18 protein-coding genes, 1 pseudogene and 1 riboswitch are annotated in these 16,088 nt (G+C 72.8%); of the genes and pseudogenes, 8 read left to right on the forward strand and 11 right to left on the reverse strand.

Going from position 1 to position 16,088, the window contains the following annotated elements; genetic code table 11:
• The first annotated feature begins 15 nt into the window (after positions 1–15).
• The 3 genes from ACFYY2_RS21400 to ACFYY2_RS21410 all read left to right on the forward strand — a co-directional run bounded on the left by ACFYY2_RS21400 (position 16) and on the right by ACFYY2_RS21410 (position 3,437).
• Positions 16–810, forward strand: coding sequence for an SURF1 family protein (locus tag ACFYY2_RS21400; RefSeq protein WP_388745180.1), 795 nt, complete (start codon positions 16–18; stop codon positions 808–810).
• A 73-nt stretch (positions 811–883) separates the two neighbouring features.
• Positions 884–2,677, forward strand: coding sequence for a glycoside hydrolase family 15 protein (locus ACFYY2_RS21405; protein WP_388745182.1), 1,794 nt, complete (start codon positions 884–886; stop codon positions 2,675–2,677).
• Between the two features lie 4 nt (positions 2,678–2,681).
• On the forward strand, positions 2,682–3,437 hold the full coding sequence (locus ACFYY2_RS21410; protein WP_388745184.1) for an SDR family oxidoreductase: 756 nt from the start codon (positions 2,682–2,684) through the stop codon (positions 3,435–3,437).
• A gap of 50 nt (positions 3,438–3,487) precedes the next feature.
• Here ACFYY2_RS21410 and amaP read toward each other — a convergent pair whose 3' ends face one another.
• From amaP to ACFYY2_RS21435, 5 genes are read right to left on the reverse strand one after another with little or no spacing between them, the layout of a single operon-like run.
• On the reverse strand, positions 3,488–4,066 hold the full coding sequence (gene amaP / locus ACFYY2_RS21415) for an alkaline shock response membrane anchor protein AmaP (protein ID WP_388745186.1): 579 nt from the start codon (positions 4,064–4,066) through the stop codon (positions 3,488–3,490).
• Between the two features lie 5 nt (positions 4,067–4,071).
• Positions 4,072–4,758 (reverse strand): DUF6286 domain-containing protein, encoded by a 687-nt coding sequence (locus tag ACFYY2_RS21420; RefSeq protein ID WP_388745188.1) that lies wholly within the window; start codon positions 4,756–4,758, stop codon positions 4,072–4,074.
• The gene (locus tag ACFYY2_RS21425; RefSeq protein ID WP_388745190.1) at positions 4,755–5,108 is read right to left on the reverse strand and encodes a hypothetical protein; all 354 of its coding nucleotides are present in this window, start codon (positions 5,106–5,108) and stop codon (positions 4,755–4,757) included. The genes ACFYY2_RS21420 and ACFYY2_RS21425 overlap by 4 nt, the downstream gene beginning before the upstream one ends.
• Positions 5,105–5,296 carry a hypothetical protein gene (locus tag ACFYY2_RS21430; RefSeq protein WP_329036125.1) on the reverse strand — a complete coding sequence of 64 codons (192 nt, stop codon included), beginning with the start codon at positions 5,294–5,296 and terminating at the stop codon, positions 5,105–5,107. The genes ACFYY2_RS21425 and ACFYY2_RS21430 overlap by 4 nt, the downstream gene beginning before the upstream one ends.
• Before the next feature lie 30 nt (positions 5,297–5,326).
• Positions 5,327–5,818, reverse strand: coding sequence for an Asp23/Gls24 family envelope stress response protein (locus ACFYY2_RS21435; protein WP_388745192.1), 492 nt, complete (start codon positions 5,816–5,818; stop codon positions 5,327–5,329).
• 95 nt (positions 5,819–5,913) lie between these two features.
• On the opposite strand from ACFYY2_RS21435, the gene ACFYY2_RS21440 reads away from it, so the two are divergent.
• Positions 5,914–6,612: a hypothetical protein gene (locus ACFYY2_RS21440; RefSeq protein WP_388745194.1), complete on the forward strand. Its 699-nt coding sequence runs from the start codon at positions 5,914–5,916 to the stop codon at positions 6,610–6,612.
• Between the two features lie 48 nt (positions 6,613–6,660).
• Here ACFYY2_RS21440 and ACFYY2_RS21445 read toward each other — a convergent pair whose 3' ends face one another.
• From ACFYY2_RS21445 to ACFYY2_RS21455, 3 genes are all read right to left on the reverse strand, one after another.
• The gene (locus ACFYY2_RS21445; protein WP_388745196.1) at positions 6,661–7,452 is read right to left on the reverse strand and encodes an enoyl-CoA hydratase/isomerase family protein; all 792 of its coding nucleotides are present in this window, start codon (positions 7,450–7,452) and stop codon (positions 6,661–6,663) included.
• A 153-nt stretch (positions 7,453–7,605) separates the two neighbouring features.
• A complete protein-coding gene (locus ACFYY2_RS21450) occupies positions 7,606–7,827 on the reverse strand; it encodes a helix-turn-helix domain-containing protein (RefSeq protein WP_006123601.1) in 222 nt (73 codons plus the stop codon).
• Positions 7,828–8,175: 348 nt separating this feature from the next.
• Positions 8,176–9,774 (reverse strand): ABC-F family ATP-binding cassette domain-containing protein, encoded by a 1,599-nt coding sequence (locus tag ACFYY2_RS21455; RefSeq protein ID WP_388745198.1) that lies wholly within the window; start codon positions 9,772–9,774, stop codon positions 8,176–8,178.
• Between the two features lie 147 nt (positions 9,775–9,921).
• Here ACFYY2_RS21455 and ACFYY2_RS21460 point away from each other — a divergent pair.
• Together ACFYY2_RS21460 and ACFYY2_RS21465 are read left to right on the forward strand one after the other, a co-directional pair.
• Positions 9,922–10,100: pseudogene (locus tag ACFYY2_RS21460) on the forward strand (neutral zinc metallopeptidase); the annotation flags it as partial.
• A 51-nt stretch (positions 10,101–10,151) separates the two neighbouring features.
• Positions 10,152–10,562 carry a VOC family protein gene (locus ACFYY2_RS21465; protein ID WP_388745200.1) on the forward strand — a complete coding sequence of 137 codons (411 nt, stop codon included), beginning with the start codon at positions 10,152–10,154 and terminating at the stop codon, positions 10,560–10,562.
• 28 nt (positions 10,563–10,590) lie between these two features.
• Here the strand turns inward: ACFYY2_RS21465 and ACFYY2_RS21470 are convergent, their stop codons facing one another.
• From ACFYY2_RS21470 to ACFYY2_RS21480, 3 genes are all read right to left on the reverse strand, one after another.
• The gene (locus ACFYY2_RS21470) at positions 10,591–11,889 is read right to left on the reverse strand and encodes a hypothetical protein (protein ID WP_388745567.1); all 1,299 of its coding nucleotides are present in this window, start codon (positions 11,887–11,889) and stop codon (positions 10,591–10,593) included.
• A 184-nt stretch (positions 11,890–12,073) separates the two neighbouring features.
• On the reverse strand, positions 12,074–13,207 hold the full coding sequence (locus ACFYY2_RS21475) for an alpha/beta hydrolase (RefSeq protein WP_388745202.1): 1,134 nt from the start codon (positions 13,205–13,207) through the stop codon (positions 12,074–12,076).
• A 68-nt stretch (positions 13,208–13,275) separates the two neighbouring features.
• Positions 13,276–13,935, reverse strand: coding sequence for a class II aldolase/adducin family protein (locus ACFYY2_RS21480; RefSeq protein WP_388745204.1), 660 nt, complete (start codon positions 13,933–13,935; stop codon positions 13,276–13,278).
• 256 nt (positions 13,936–14,191) lie between these two features.
• Between ACFYY2_RS21480 and ACFYY2_RS21485 the strand changes: the two genes are divergently transcribed.
• Both ACFYY2_RS21485 and ACFYY2_RS21490 read left to right on the forward strand, forming a co-directional pair.
• Positions 14,192–15,451, forward strand: coding sequence for an anion permease (locus ACFYY2_RS21485; protein WP_388745206.1), 1,260 nt, complete (start codon positions 14,192–14,194; stop codon positions 15,449–15,451).
• 12 nt (positions 15,452–15,463) lie between these two features.
• A complete protein-coding gene (locus tag ACFYY2_RS21490; protein WP_388745208.1) occupies positions 15,464–15,688 on the forward strand; it encodes a hypothetical protein in 225 nt (74 codons plus the stop codon).
• Positions 15,689–15,792: 104 nt separating this feature from the next.
• Positions 15,793–15,988: riboswitch (cobalamin riboswitch) on the forward strand.
• Positions 15,989–16,088 lie beyond the last annotated feature (100 nt).

A 16,088-nucleotide genomic window follows, 5' to 3' on the forward strand; every position in this document is an offset into this window, starting at 1 on the left:
CTGTACGGTCATGGGGTGTACCGCTTCCTGTTGACCCGGCAGTGGGTGATCGTCACCCTCATCGTCCTCGCCATGATTCCCACGATGATCGAGCTCGGTTTCTGGCAGCTGCACCGGCATGAACACCGGGTCGCGCAGAACGCGCTGATCTCCCGGAACCTCGAGTCGGCCCCGGTCCCCGTCGACCGCCTGACCGCTCCCGGACACACCGTTCCCCGCTCCGACTACTGGCGTGCGGTGACGGCCACCGGAACGTTCGACACCCGGCACGAGGTCGTCGTACGGCGGCGCACCTCGCAGGACGAGCGCATCGGCGTCCTCGTGCTGACCCCGTTCGACCTGAAGGGCGGTGGCACCGTCCTGGTCAACCGCGGCTGGGTCGAGGCGGCGACCGCCCAGCAGGAGTTTCCCGAGGTCCCGGCCCCGCCCCGCGGCCAGGTCACCGTCACCGGGCGGCTCAAGGCGGACGAGACGACGGGCACGAGCGGGATCAAGGACCTGAAGGGTCTGCCGGACCGCCAGGTGATGCTGATCAACAGCGCCCAGCAGGCGCAGCTCCTGGGCCGGCCGGTCCTCGGCGGATATCTGGAGCTGACCGCGCCGGAACCCGCCGGCGGCCGCCCGGAGGTGATCGCGGCTCCGGACGACGGCTCCATCGGCCCCCATATGGCGTACGCCGTCCAGTGGTGGCTCTTCGCCGCCGGGGTCCCCGTCGGCTGGGTCATCCTCGTACGCCGTGAGAAGCGCGACCTCGACCAGGCCGCGAGGGACCGCGAGGCCGCGGAGCAGCCCGAGCCCGCGACCGCCTGAGCGGCGTCGTTCCCTGCCTGTTCACACCGGTTTCGCTGCTTAACGGGCCCCGGGTTCGGGAAGACGCCAGAGCGTGACTCCACGCATCGAGGACTACGCTCTCATCGGCGATCTCCAGACGGCCGCCCTGGTGGGCAGGAACGGTTCTGTCGACTGGCTGTGCCTGCCCCGCTTCGACTCGGGCGCCTGCTTCGCCGCGCTGCTCGGCGACGAGGACAACGGCCACTGGCGGATCGCCCCGCAGGGCACGGACACCGGCGAGACCTGCACCCGGCGCGCCTACGTGGACGACTCGCTGGTCCTGGAGACCTACTGGGAGACCAGGACCGGGACCGTCAAGGTCATCGACTTCATGCCCCAGCGCGACAAGGCGCCCGACGTGATGCGCATCGTCGAGGGCGTCAGCGGCAGCGTCGACATGAGCTCCGTCCTGCGCCTGCGGTTCGACTTCGGCTCCGTCGTGCCGTGGATGCGGCGCTCGGACGGCCACCGGGTGGCCGTGGCCGGCCCCGACTCGGCCTGGCTGCGCAGCGAGCCGCAGGTCAAGACCTGGGGGCAGCAGTTCAGCACCTGCTCGTCCTTCACGGTCTCCGAGGGGGAGTCCGTGGCGTTCGTCCTGACGTGGCACCCCTCGCACTCCCCCCGACCCAAGCTGATCGATCCCCACAAGGCCCTGAAGCACACCCTCGCGGACTGGGCGAAGTGGTCGGCCAGGTGCACGTACGAGGGCCCGCACCGGGAGGCGGTACTCCGCTCGCTGATCACCCTCAAGGCGCTCACCTACGCGCCGACCGGCGGCATCGTGGCGGCGCTCACCACCTCGCTGCCGGAGGAGATCGGCGGCGTACGCAACTGGGACTACCGCTTCTGCTGGCTGCGGGACTCCACCCTCACCCTCGGCGCCATGATCGCGTGCGGATACCTGGAGGAGGCGGCGGCGTGGCGGGACTGGCTGCTGCGGGCCGTCGCCGGTGACCCGGCGGACCTGCAGATCATGTACGGACTCGCGGGCGAACGCAGGCTCCCCGAGACGGAGCTGCCCTGGCTGGCCGGTTACGAGGGCTCGCTGCCGGTGCGCGCGGGCAACGCGGCCGTGCGGCAGAGGCAGCTCGACGTCTACGGCGAGGTCATCGACTCGCTCCGGGTGGCCCGCGAGGCCGGGCTCGACGACAAGTCGCACGCCTGGAACCTGCAGCTCAGCCTGCTGGGCTTCCTGGAGTCCACCTGGCGCGAGCCCGACGAGGGCCTGTGGGAGGTCCGCGGGCCACGCCGCCACTTCGTGCACTCCAAGGTGATGGCGTGGGTCGCCGCCGACCGCGCGGTGCGGACCCTGGAGGAGGACCCGAACCTGCCCGGCGACGCCGACCGCTGGCGCGCGATGCGGGACGCCGTGCACGCGGAGGTCTGCGAGAAGGGCTACGACCCCGTGCGCAACACCTTCACCCAGTCCTACGGCTCCCAGGAGCTGGACGCCGCGACACTGCTCATCGTGCGCGCGGGCTTCCTGCCGCCCGAGGACCCGCGGGTCACCGGGACGGTCGACGCGGTGCGGGACGAGCTCGCCCACGACGGTCTGATCCGCCGCTACAGCACCCGGGGCGGGTCGGTGGACGGGCTTCCCGGCGAGGAGGGGGCGTTCCTGGCCTGTTCGTTCTGGCTGGTCGACGCCCTGGTCCGGACGGGCCGCAGGCAGGAGGCCGAGGCACTCTTCGAGCGGCTGCTGGAACTGCGCAACGACGTGGGGCTTCTGGCCGAGGAGTACGACCCGGCGGCGGGACGGCAGCTCGGCAACTACCCGCAGGCCTTCAGCCACATCGGTCTGGTGAACAGCGCGGTCGACCTCGCGCGTGACGACGCGGCAGGATAGGGGCATGGATCTTGGACTGAAGGACCGCGTCTACATCGTCACCGGCGCGACACGTGGGCTGGGCAACGCCACCGCACAGGCACTGGCCGCAGACGGCGCGAAGCTGGTCATCTCCGGCCGGGAGGAGAAGAGCGTCGCCGGGGCGGCCGCCGCACTCGGGCCCGACGTGGCCGGGGTCGTCGCCGACAACGCCGAGCCGGACGCGGCACGGCGCCTGGTGGAGACGGCGAAGGAACGCTTCGGCAGGCTGGACGGCATACTCATCAGCGTCGGCGGCCCCGCGCCCGGCTTCGTCGCCGACAACACGGACGACCAGTGGCAGACCGCCTTCGAGTCCGTCTTCCTCGGTGCCGTGCGCCTGGCGCGCACCGCGGCCGAGGCGCTCGGCGAGGGCGGTGTCATCGGCTTCGTCCTGTCCGGATCGGTGCACGAACCGATCGCCGGCCTGACCATCTCGAACGGACTGCGCCCCGGCCTCGCCGGATTCGCCAAGTCCCTGGCCGACGAGCTGGGCCCGCGCGGCATCCGGGTCGTCGGTGTGCTGCCGTCCCGGATCGACACGGACCGGGTGCGCGAGCTGGACGCCCTGTCGGGCGACGCGGAGGCCGCCCGCACGGCCAACGAGGCGCGCATCCCCCTGCGCCGCTACGGCACCCCGGAGGAGTTCGGAAGGACCTCGGCCTTCCTGCTCTCCCCCGCCGCCTCCTATCTGACGGGCATCATGGTGCCCGTCGACGGCGGCGCCCGGCACGGCTTCTGACGCCGCCCGCCCGTGGGTCCGGCCTCCGCCGGGCCCACGCCGGCGGCACGTCAGCTGACCCGTTCCGCACGGTGTTTGACGGCCTTGAGCCGGACCTCGGCGGGGAGTTCGCCCAGTCCGGCGGAGGCCCGGGCGTGGGCGAGGGCTCCTTCGGAGATGCTCCGCAGCGTCGGCCCCGGAGCCGCGTGCGGCTCCAGCAGCAGCCGGAGCCGGGCCCGCGGGGCGGTCCGCCGGCCGGTCAGCGTCACCTTGGCGTCGGACACCCCGTCCAGCGATGCCGCCTCGCCGCCCAGGACGCCTTCCAGCGCCCTGCCGCGCAGCAGCGCGCCCTCGCCGTCACCGCTGTCCACGAGGATCTCGGCGAGGCGTCCGCGGCGCAGCTGGGCCAGCAGCCACCACAGGGCGAGGAGCACCAGGACGGCGAGGACCGCGATCACGGTCGGCCACCACCACCCCTCGTCCCGCCACCGGTAGCGGTCCTCCCGGCTCAGCAGTACGTCGTTCCTGCCGTCGTACGGCCACCAGGACGGCAGCGAGAGGCCGAGCCCCGCGACGAGGACACCCCCGCCGACGACGACGAGGACGAGTCCGGCCAGGCCGGTCAGGACGCGGTTGGTCTTCCCGATCACGCGCTTCACCCCTTCTTCGCGGGCCGGCGGACACGGACGGACAGACCGGGCTCCCGGGACAGGCCGAGGTCATGGACGGCCCGGCCCAGGACGATGTCGAGGTCGGCCCGGACGTCGTCGAGTTCGCGGAAGTGCGACAGCGCGCGCACGGCGGCCTTGCGGCGCTTCATCCTCACCCGCACGGACTGGACACCGGCCACCTCGACGGCCCGGTCGCGCAGCACCAGCGCGGCGGCCTTCCGGTCGAGCCCGGCCCGGACGCCCTCGTGCTCGCGGCGCATCGGCAGCAGCCCGCGGAGACCGGGTGTGAGGGCCAGGAGGAGCAGCCATAGCCCCAGGGCGGCCGCGAGGGCGGAGCCCGCCAGCACCCATACGTCGTCGAGGTGACGGCTCGCCAGGTCGTCTGCCACCGTGCGCCGCCACTGCATGGCCGGATGGCCGGCCCGTACCGCCGCGATGTCGTAGAGCAGGATTCCGGCGCCTCCGAGGACGACCAGCGCCACGAGGACGGCGGGGACCCTGCGCTGGGCCCAGAAACGGCCCGCCCGGCCGCCCTGCCGTTCGGGTCCGGCGGCGGGTTCGTAGGAGGAGCCGGAGGCGGACTGGTCCATGGCGAGCACGCCGCCGTCCCGCCCCTGCTCGACCGTGGGCAGGCGCTGCGTGCTGTTCTCCGGGTCCTGGGGCTCGCTCATCGGGTGCTCCCCTCCGGTGCGGTGCCCGCTCCCTGCAGATGCAGCCGCTCGACCTGCACCGCCACTTCGGGCACCTCCATTCCCGCCAGTGCTCTTACCCGCTCGGCCACCCGCCGACGCACCGCGCCGCACTGGCGGCCGATGTCGCAGGGGTAACCGAGGTCGAGGCTCACCCGCACCCGGGCGGTGTCGCGGTGCACCGTGACGGTGGCGCGTGGCCCGGCCGCGCCCGTGGGGCGCACGTCCACGGCCTCCTTCGCCGCCTGCGCGGCGATCTTCGCGACGACCCGGTCGGCGACCCGGGTCTCCCCACGCTCGGCGGCGGCGACCCGGCCTGTCACCGCCGTCACCGTCGCCGGTCGCCGCGATCGCGACTCCGGAAGAAGTCGCCGGGTTCCAGGTCGCCGTCCGCGAAGCGACCGGCGATGAAACCGATCGCCCCGAGGGCCGCCACCAGCAGAAAGGCCCCGAAACCGCCGAAGTATCCGGCGAACCCGAGAGCCATGCCGGCCAGGAGGCCGGCCACAGCCATGCTCATCGTGTGCTCCTCAACTGCCGCGCGGGAGGTCTACTGGAGTCGTGGCTCGGGCTCGTCCTCGTCCTCCTCGTCCGGCAGCTTGACGTCGCTGACGGCGATGTTGACCTCGACGACCTCCAGGCCGGTCATCCGCTCGACCGCCGCGATGACGTTCTCCCGCACCTCACGGGCCACGTCCCTGATCGACACGCCGTAGTCGACGACGATCTCCAGGTCGAGCGCGGTCTGCGACTCCCCGACCTCGGCCTTCACGCCGCGGGTGACCGACTTGCCGCCGCCGGGGACGCGGTCGCGCATGGCGCCGAACGTCCGGGAGAGGCCGCTTCCCATCGCGTGGACGCCGACCACGTCCCGTGCCGCCAGACCGGCGATCTTCTCGACCACACCGTCGGCGATCGTGGTGCGGCCCCGGGTGGCCGGGGCCCCTCCGCCGCGCTTGGCGAACTGGCTCTGCCCTCCCTCGTCCCCGCCGGACGTGCTTCCGGGGCTGTCGGGCCGGTTCCGCTGTGGGGTCTCGGTCATCGCCGCTCTTCCCTTCGGGACAGGGGGTGAACTTCCGTGGCCCACAGTAAGTGCGCTTACGCCGTCCCGCGCCATGGATGGGGCAGGGTGGAGCAATGACAACGGCTGACAGCCCCCGAAGGGCCGAAGGATGGACCGCCGCGGTACGCCAGCGGCTCGGCCTGGGCCGGTTGCTCCCTCTGGGCGGGCCCGCCGACGGTTCGTGGATCGCCGAGCGCGCGGCGGCGGCGGTGCTCCGGGACGCCTCGTCCGGTTCGGGAGCGGTGCTGGGGGTGCTGAGGATCGACTCCGCCGGCCCGGAGGAACCGCACCGCCCGTCCCCGGTACCCGGTCCCCCCGGCGCCCTGCCGCACGGCCCTCTGCGGATCGAGGCCGGGTTCTCCGCCACGGCCGGGCGGCCGCTCACCGCGACCGCGGACACCTTGCGCGAGGCGCTGCTGTCGGCTGCCGCCCGGCGCCTCGGGCTCGTCGTGGACCAGGTCGACCTGCGCGTGACGGACCTGCTGGAGGAGGAACCGGGACCGGCGGTCGCGCCCCCCGTCGATCTGCACGCGGCGGAAGCGGAGGGGGCCGCCGGGACAGCCGCCGCCGGGGTCCCCGGGGTCGTCTCGCTGACGCGGGTCCTGGGCCCGCCCGTGCAGACCGGCGCCGGGCACGTCCGCGTGGAGCTGGCGACGGCGGGTGAGCACCGGGCGCTGGACGTGGCTCGTGTGGTGCGCGGGGCGGTGGCCGAGGCCGTGGAGGGCAACCCGGCCGTGTCGGTGCTGGTCACCGCGGTCGTGGAGCGGAAATGAGCGTGCCCCGGCCCGGGCGGACCGCCCGGGCCGGGGCACACCGGTGGCTCAGTCCGAGAGGCCGGCGAGGTCGCGCAGCCGGCGGCCCTGCGCCGCACGTTCGGCGACGCGCTGCTCCTCGTAGGTCCGCGTGACGGCGCCGCTCAGCAGCGCCTTGGTCTCGACGACGGCGTCGCGCGGCGCGGCGAGCAGCGCCGCGGCGAGGTCGTTCGCGGCGGCCTCCAACTGGTCGGAGGGGGCCACGTAGTTGGCGAGGCCGATGCGCTCGGCCTCCTCGGCGTGGACGAAGCGGCCCGTCGCGCAGATCTCGAGCGCGCGGGCGTATCCCACGAGGTGCACCAGGGGGTGCGAACCCGTGAGGTCGGGGACGAGTCCCAGGCTGGTCTCACGCATGGCGAACTGCACGTCCTCGGCGACGATCCGCAGATCACAGGCGAGGGCGAGCTGGAAGCCGGCACCGATGGAATGGCCCTGGACGGCCGCGATCGACACGATGTCGTTGCGGCGCCACCAGGTGAACGCCTCCTGGTACTCGGCGATGGTCGCGTCGAGTTCCGCCTCCGGGCCTCGCGCCATGTCGAGGAAGGACGGCTCGCCGTCGAAGCCCTCGGGCGTGAACGCCTGCCGGTCGAGGCCCGCGGAGAAGGACTTGCCCTCGCCTCGGAGCACCACGACCCGCACGCTGCCGGGGAGCGCTCGTCCGGCCTCTGCCAACGCCCGCCACAGAGCGGGAGACTGGGCGTTGCGCTTGGCCGGGTTGGTGAGCGTCACGGTGGCAACCGCGTCATCGACGGTGAGCCGTACGCCGTCCTTGTCGAACACAGGGTCGAGCGAGGTCATGGAAGGCCTCCGGATCGGGTGCAGTCAGCACTTACTGGCAAGTAACTGAACAGTAACCACCCGGCCGACCCGCTGGCCGGCCGGGTGGTCACCCGATGTTCCGGTGAAGCTCCGGGGCGGGCGCGTGCCCGCCCCCCGAACCGCCGACGGCCCTCAGGCCGAAGCGGCCTTCTTGCCTCGTGTCGCGCCGCCGCGTCCCCGCAGCGTCACTCCGGACTCACTCAGCATCCGGTGGACGAACCCGTAGGAGCGGCCGGTTTCCTCGGCCAGCGCCCTGATGCTCGCACCGGAGTCGTACTTCTTCTTCAGGTCTGCCGCGAGCTTGTCACGCGCGGCGCCGGTAACCCGGCTGCCCTTCTTCAGAGTCTCGGCCACCCGTGCCTCCTCAAGGAAGTGCGCTCTGGACTTCTCATGATCACCCCTACCGCGCTTCCTGGCCACCCATTCGGCAAGGTCCGTGCGCGGGATTCCGCGCCCGGGCGCGCGCGACCACAAGCGGATTTCAGCATTCCAGCGGGGTTCCCGGCCTGCCGTGACCGGAAATCCGAGAAACGGGCAGGTCAGGGCCGTACGGGGTGAATGGCCGAAAACCAGTGCGCCCGGCAGCTATCTGCCGGGCGCCGCGCCGGGGTATGAGACGCGCTCATCCAGATGATGGATCACCGATGGGCCGAATGATCGATACGGGTTGGATCACCGGGTACCGAGGGGGCTTCGGGGTGGTCAGGCGAGGGCGACCAGGTCCCGGTAGTCGGCGCCCCAGAGGTCCTCGACCCCGTCGGGCAGCAGGATGATCCGCTCCGGCTGGAGCGCCTCGACGGCGCCCTCGTCGTGGGTGACGAGGACGACGGCGCCCTTGTAGGTGCGCAGCGCCCCGAGGATCTCCTCGCGGCTGGCGGGGTCGAGGTTGTTCGTGGGCTCGTCGAGCAGCAGCACGTTGGCGGACGAGACGACCAGCGTCGCCAGGGCGAGCCGGGTCTTCTCACCACCGGAGAGCACGCCGGCGGGCTTGTCCACGTCGTCGCCCGAGAACAGGAACGAACCGAGCGTCTTGCGGACGTCGACGAGGTCGAGGTCGGGTGCCGCGGAGCGCATGTTCTCCAGGACGGTGCGCTCGGGGTCGAGGGTCTCGTGCTCCTGCGCGTAGTAGCCGAGCTTGAGGCCGTGCCCCTCGATGATCTCGCCGGTGTCGGGCTTCTCCGCGCCGCCGAGGAGACGCAGCAGGGTGGTCTTGCCCGCACCGTTGAGGCCGAGGATGACGACCCGGGAGCCCTTGTCGATGGCGAGGTCCACATCGGTGAAGATCTCGAGCGACCCGTAGGACTTGGACAGGCCCTCCGCCATCAGCGGGGTCTTGCCGCAGGGGGAGGGATCGGGGAAGCGCAGCTTGGCGACCTTGTCCGAGACCCGCACGGCCTCCAGGCCGGCGAGCAGGCGGTCCGCCCGCTTGGCCATGTTCTGGGCGGCGACGGTCTTGGTCGCCTTCGCGCGCATCTTGTCGGCCTGGGCGTTGAGGGTCGCGGCCTTCTTCTCGGCGTTCTGGCGCTCGCGCTTGCGGCGCTTCTCGTCGGCCTCGCGCTGCTGCTGGTAGAGCTTCCAGCCCATGTTGTAGATGTCGATCTGGGCGCGGTTGGCGTCCAGGTAGAACACCTTGTTGACCACCGTCTCGACGAGTTCGACGTCGTGGGAGATCACGACGAAGCCGCCGCGGTAGGTCTTGAGGTAGTCGCGCAGCCAGACGATCGAGTCCGCGTCCAAGTGGTTGGTGGGCTCGTCGAGGAGCAGGGTGTCGGCGTCCGAGAAGAGGATCCGGGCGAGCTCGACACGGCGGCGCTGACCACCGGACAGGGTGTGCAGGGGCTGGCCGAGCACCCGGTCGGGCAGGCTGAGCGCGGCGGCGATGGTGGCGGCCTCGGCCTCGGCGGCGTATCCGCCCTTGGTGAGGAACTCCGTCTCCAGGCGCTCGTACCGCTTCATGGCCTTCTCGCGGGTGGCGCCCTTGCCGGTCGACATCCGCTCCTCGTTCTCCCGCATCTTGCGCAGGATCTCGTCGAGCCCGCGGGCCGAGAGGATGCGGTCGCGGGCCAGGACGTCGAGGTCGCCGGTGCGGGGGTCCTGCGGGAGGTAGCCGACCTCGCCGCCCCTCGTGATGGTGCCGCCGGCCGGGGTCCCCTCCCCCGCCAGGCACTTGGTCAGGGTGGTCTTGCCGGCGCCGTTGCGCCCGACGAGGCCGATGCGGTCGCCCTTGGCGATACGGAAGGAGGCGGACTCGATGAGGATGCGGGCGCCGGCGCGCAGCTCGATGCCGGAGGCGGTGATCACGGAAATACTCCAGGGCGGTATGGACGGCGGAGGGACAGCGGGCTCACGACTCGACGCCGTCTAATGCACAAGGAGAATTGCCATGGGACTCAGTCTACTGGCGGTGCCGGCCTGGTTCTCCGCATGCTCCCGGCCCCTCCCGGCTCCGTCCGGGAGCGGTTCCGGGGCGGCGTGGACCCGGAGTCCTGGACGGGCACGTGTCGTCGGCACAGCGGCGGCAGTGGTTCACCACGGGTTTCCGCACGCGGGACCCGGGCCGGTGCGACACCTTCGGCCGACGCGGACGCCCGCCGACGGCCGGTTGTCGGTGCCGGGTGGAAGACTGAGACGCAGATCACATCGATACGGTGCGGACGAGCAGGAGGAGGGCGAGCCGAATGGCACGCGCGGACGGTGTTCCCACGGTGTACCCGACGATTCTCTACGACGACGCGAAGGCTGCGATCGAGGTGCTCATCACGGCCTTGGGATTCACGGCCGAGGCGGTGTACGAGGGCGAGGACGGGAGCGTGGTCCACGCCGAGCTGGCCTGCGGCAACGGCAGGGTGATGCTCGGCTCCAAGGGGCGGGAGGGCGTCTTCGCCTCGGCGATGGCCGGCGCCGGCCCCGCCGGGGTGTACGTCGTGCTCGACGAGGTGGACGAGCACCACGCGCGGGCGGTGGAGCACGGTGTGGAGATCCTGATGCCGCCCACCGACCAGGACTACGGATCGCGGGACTACATGGCCCGGGATCCGGAGGGCAACGTCTGGAGCTTCGGCACCTACGCCCCGGGGCCGGCCGGCTGACCGCCCCCGGAGCGCTCTCCCGCCGCCGTCATACCCCGCCCGTGTGCACCTGGAACGCCGCGCGGCGCACGGCCTTGGCGAGGGCCGGGTCGGGATGGGCGGCCGCCAGGGCGACCAGCACCTGGACGGTGCGCGGGTGTCCCACGGCCCGCACCTCGTCCAGCAGCGCCGGGACCGTGCCCTGGACGGCGGAGTCGAGGTGGCGGACGAGCAGGCCCGTCTCACCGTGGTCGGCCACGGCGGCGGCGGTGTCGACCCAGAGCCAGGTGGCCTCCTCGCGGCTCAGCACGTCCTGGGCGTCGTCCGGGTCGCAGCCCTCGTACTCGGCGAGCCACAGGAGCGCGTAGGGACGCAGCGGCGCCTCGGTGACGACGGAGCGCACGACGGGCTCGGCGGGGGCCCCGACCACGCGCAGCGCCTCGAAGGCGAGGCCCCGGAGCAGGGCGTCCTCGCCCCGGGCGACGGCCAGGAGTTCGGTGACGGCGCTGCCGACCGTCCGCGCGGCGAGCCAGGCCCTGTACTCGGCGCGGGCCGGTCCGGGAGTGAGCCGCGCGCAGCCGAGCAGCATGTCGGCGGCGGACTGCTCGATGTTGCCGGCCGGGCTCTGGGCGGCGACGCAGATCTGCTCCAGCTTCACCCAGACCGCCCAGTTGCCCAGGGGGGTCAGGGTGGCGTGTCCGGCGCCGAGGGTGAGCGCGCCGACGGAGGCGAGCCCTTCCAGGGCCCAGTCGAGCAGCAGTGCGTTCAGCTCGGTCGGGCTCCCGTCGGCGGGGGCGGGCTGCTCCGGCGGGCCGGACGGCACCTCGCACCGTTCGTCGTGGAGTTCGGCGACCCGCTGGCCCAGCAGGTCGAGGAGCGCGGGCACGGTGACGGGGCCGGCCGAGAGCTGGAGGAGGGAGAGGACCTGGGGCACGGCCTCGACGGCCTCCGCCACGGCGGTGGCCTCGATGCCGTCGGGCGAGGCGTGGACGAGCGACCATGCGTCGAAGAGCGCGACCCAGCCGCGCAGCACGGCGGAGTCGTCACGGTCCCACGCGCGCAGCCGCCAGCCGGGGCGCGCGGTGTCGCCGTGGAGCTCGATGAGTCCGGCGAGCCTCGCACGGTCCCATCCGGCCCGCACGTGGTCCGGGGAGAGCTCCAGCGCGGCCGAGGCGCGTTCGAGGGCGCCCGGGGCGAGCGGAGCGGTTCCGGGGCTCGCGCCGCCGGCCGCCCACAGGGCGATCCGTACGGCGTCGGCGAGCACGGCCCGGGCCTGCCGCGCCAGCTCCGCCGGGGGCGGTGTGCCCTCGGGCGGGCGGGGGGCCGGCCTGGTGCGCCGGGTCGTCACTGCCTTGCGGGCGGTCGCCTGGGGTCGCGGGCGGACAAGTCGCAGCCTGGAGTCGCGCGGGGTACGGGACGTCACGGGAGCAGTCTTGCCTCTGACGGGCCGAAAGCCCAAACGGAAGCCGCACGGCCGGGGTTCGGGAGGCTTTGCGACGGGGTCACCAACCGGGCCGTTCCGGCCCATCAGCTCACATCAGGGGCGTGAGGAAGCGCCGGAGCGCCTCCTCGTAACCGGCCGGGTCCGCGTTCCACATCGCCGCATGCGGAGCCTGCGCCACGGAGTGCAGGGTCACCAGGTCGGGGCGGCGGGCGGCGAGCTCCCGCGACGGCCGCCAGGGCGCGAGGGTGTCGTCGGGGCCGTGCACGACGAGGGCCGGGCAGTGCAGGGCGGAGGGCACCGAGGTGTGCAGCAGCGGGGCCCCGCGGAGGCCGGTCTGGCCCTGGGCCGCCCGGACGGCGAGCGGCAGCAGCGCGGCGGGGACGCCCCGGGAGGTCGCGAGGGCGCGCAGGGTGGTCCGCCAGTCCAGCACCGGGGAGTCGAGCACGAGGCCGCGGATCCGGTCGCGGAGGGCGGAGTTGACGGCCGCGTGCAGGGCCATCGAGGCGCCCGAGGACCAGCCGTGCAGGATGACGCTCTCGGCCCCGTAGCGCACGGCGTAGCGGATGGCGGCGTCGAGGTCGCGCCACTCGGATTCGCCGAGGTGCCCGAGGCCGTCGGGGGAGCGTGGGGCCCCGGGGTCGCCCCGGTAGGCGAGGTCGAGCACGGGCAGCTGCTGGGCGTGGAGGAAGCCCAGGACGTTCAGCGGGTGCTCCCGCGTGGTGCCGAGGCCGTGGACCGTGATGACCCAGGTGTCGCGGGCGCCGGGGACGAACCAGGCCGGCAGGGCGCCGAGCTCTCCGGGGACCTCGACCTCCTTGAAGGCGAGGCCGAGGGCGGCGAGCGGATCACCGCGGTGGATCTCGGGGGTGAGGCGGACCCGGGCGCCCGGTTTCAGGCTGCCGAGGTTCACACGTTCGAGCCGCCGTACGACGGTGTCCGCCGAGCCGTCGGCCGTCTGGCCGACGACCGGGCCCACGACCGCGTGGACGTCGCGTGCGGTCAGGCCGTAGACACCGGGACGCAGCGCCGCGAAGGACCGGGTCAGTGTCACCTGCCCGGCCGCCGTGGCGTGCACGGTCATCCGGCGGTCGGCGGGGAACGGACGCGGCTGCGACGGGGCCCCGAGGGCGGTGTCGCTCGCGTACCGGCCGGCGGCGACCGCTGCCGCGCCGACTCCGAGGATCGTGGTGGCGGCCGCTGCCGCTGCTGTTGCCGGGCGCACGGCTTCAGTCTCCCGGGCCTCGGGGAGTGCTGCCAGTGGGCGGCGTCCGTACGGTGCGCGGTCCGGGGTCAGCCCGGCTGGCCGTATCCCTCCAGGGCGGTGCGCACGTCGTCCAGCTGGGCGGGGGTGAGCAGGCTCGGGCGGCGGCCGGGCACGGAGCTCGCGGTGAGCCAGAGCCTGCACATCCATTCGAGCTGGGCGGTGCGGTCGTAGGCCTGGTCCAGGGTGTCCCCGTACGTCACGGTCCCGTGGTTGCGCAGCAGGCAGCCCGTACGGTCACGCAGGGCCTCCAGCATGTGACCGGCCAGTTCCGGCGTGCCGTAGCGCGCGTAGGGGGCCGTGCGGACCGGGCCGCCGAGCATGGCCGCGGCGTAGTGGACGAGCGGCACCTCGGTCACGAGCGTGGAGACCGCGGTCGCGTGCACGGCGTGGGTGTGGACGACGGCGGCCGCGGCGGTCTCGCGGTACACGGCGAGGTGCAGGGGGAGTTCGCTGGTCGGGACGAGGTCCCCGAGGACCTGGCGTCCCGCGAGGTCGACGCCGACCGCGTCCCCCGGTCCCAGCCGGTCGTAGGGCACTCCGCTGGGGGTGACCAGGACGATGTCGCCGACCCGCGCCGACACGTTGCCCGAGGTGCCGACGACCAGCCCCTCGGCCGCCGTCCTGCGCGCCGTCGCGACGACGCCGCCCCATGCCTGTCCGATCGCGTCCTGATGGCCGTCGTTCATGCGCAGATCCTAGGACCCGCGGGGTGCGCGTGACCGATGTCTCCTCTACGGGGCAAACCGGGCGTTACGGGATCATCCGAACCGGCCGGAGGCCGGGCGCCGCAACGGCGACGGCCGCTCGGCCCGCCTCGCACGCACACAAGCGGAACCGCCGCGCACGCTTGGGGTCACCACGCCGCCCTGCCCAGTTCACCTTCCGTTCACCAAGGTTGCTTACGTTCCACGTGCCAATGACGTCGAACGATTGCCTGGGTAAATGGAACACATCACGCTGCTGCTCGCGATTGTGATCGTGACAGCTCTCGTGTTCGATTTCACGAACGGTTTCCACGACACCGCCAACGCGATGGCCACGACCATCTCGACCGGCGCCCTCAAGCCCAAGACAGCGGTGGCCATGTCCGCCGTTCTCAACCTCGTCGGCGCGTTCCTCTCGGTGGAGGTCGCCAAGACGATCTCCGGCGGGATCGTCAGCGAGGACGGCCTCAGAACCGAGGTCATCTTCGCCGCGCTCGTCGGCGCCATCCTGTGGAATCTGCTGACCTGGCTGGTCGGCCTGCCCTCCAGTTCCTCCCACGCACTCTTCGGCGGCCTCATCGGCGCCGCGGTGACGTCGGCCGGCTGGTCCTCGATCAACGGCGGCACCGTCGTCACGAAGGTCCTGCTGCCCGCGGTCGCCGCGCCGCTCGTCGCCGGTATCGCCGCGCTGCTGGCGACGAAGCTGACGTACCGCCTCAACCGGAAGATCACCGACGAGGCACAGCTGAAGTCGACCGCCAAGGGATACCGGGCCGGGCAGATCGCCTCCGCCGGTCTGGTCTCGCTCGCCCACGGCACCAACGACGCGCAGAAGACCATGGGCATCATCACCCTGGCCCTGGTCACCGGCGGCGTCCTCGCCCCCGGTTCGAACCCCCCGGTCTGGGTCATCACCGCGGCCGGTATCGCCATCGCCCTGGGCACCTACCTCGGCGGCTGGCGCATCATCCGCACCATGGGCAGCGGACTCACCCAGCTCCGGCCGCCGCAGGGCTTCGCCGCCCAGACCAGCGCGGCCACGGTCATCCTGGCCTCCTCGCACCTCGGGTTCTCCCTCTCCACCACGCAGTCCGTCTCCGGTGCGGTCATGGGTGCGGGGCTCGGACGCAAGGGGGGTGTGGTCCGCTGGTCCACCGCCACCCGGATGTTCGTCGCCTGGGGCCTGACCCTGCCGGCCGCCGGTGTGGTCGGCGCGGGCGCCGAGCTGCTGACCAAGCAGGGCTCCTGGGGAGTCGCCGTGACGGCCGCCCTGCTGGTCGCGGGTTCCGGCGCGATCTGGATGCTCTCGCGGCGCAAGCCGGTCGACCACACCAACGTCAACGCGGCCGACGAGGCCGCCGAGGAGCCCGCCGGTGTCGTCACGACGGCCATCGCGGCCGTCACCCCGCCGCCCGCGGGTGTGCCCGTCCCGGAACTCAAGACCACCATCCCCGCCCCGGACACCCAGGCCGACCCGGCCCGGCCGGCCACGGTGTAAGGACGCATCCGCATGAAAATCGACTGGGCGGCTCTCGCCTCCGTCTTCGGGATCAGCCTCGTGGTCACCGTCGCGCTCGTCGGCCTCTTCACCCTCGGCATCACCGGCCTGGCCAAGCAGGTGCGGACGGGCCAGGGCGGCGGCGGTTCCCACGCCCTGGCGCGCACCGGCGCGTACGCCTGCTTCGCCGTGTGCGCGGCGGCGGTCGCGTACGGGATCTACCTGATCGTCGCCTGACCCCCTCGGGCACCCCTCCGGGCCGGACACACCGTGTGTGTGTCCGGCCCGGTGTGCGTCCGGCCACACTGAAGCCTCGCAGGTCAACAGCAGGTTGACGGGCCTTCACGGGGCGTGGTGGACTGCCGGAGCCATTTACGGCGGCAGAAGAGGAAGCCGGTGCGAATCCGGCGCGGTCCCGCCACTGTCACCGGGGAGCAGTCCTCCACACGGAAGTCACGGCCCGCCACCGCGGGCTGGAAGGCCGGAGGACCCGCGGATCCGGAAGCCAGGAGACTCTCGTCGCCGGTCACGTCGAACCAGGGCGCGGACCCTGAGTGAGGACATCTGCCATGCCCGGCCGCCGTGCGTCCCTGCCCGCACCACCCGTGACGACGTCCCTCCGAGGCGCGACGGACCT

It is taken from the genome of Streptomyces sp. NPDC001822 (assembly GCF_042892135.1).
In the GTDB taxonomy this organism is placed as follows: domain Bacteria; phylum Actinomycetota; class Actinomycetes; order Streptomycetales; family Streptomycetaceae; genus Streptomyces.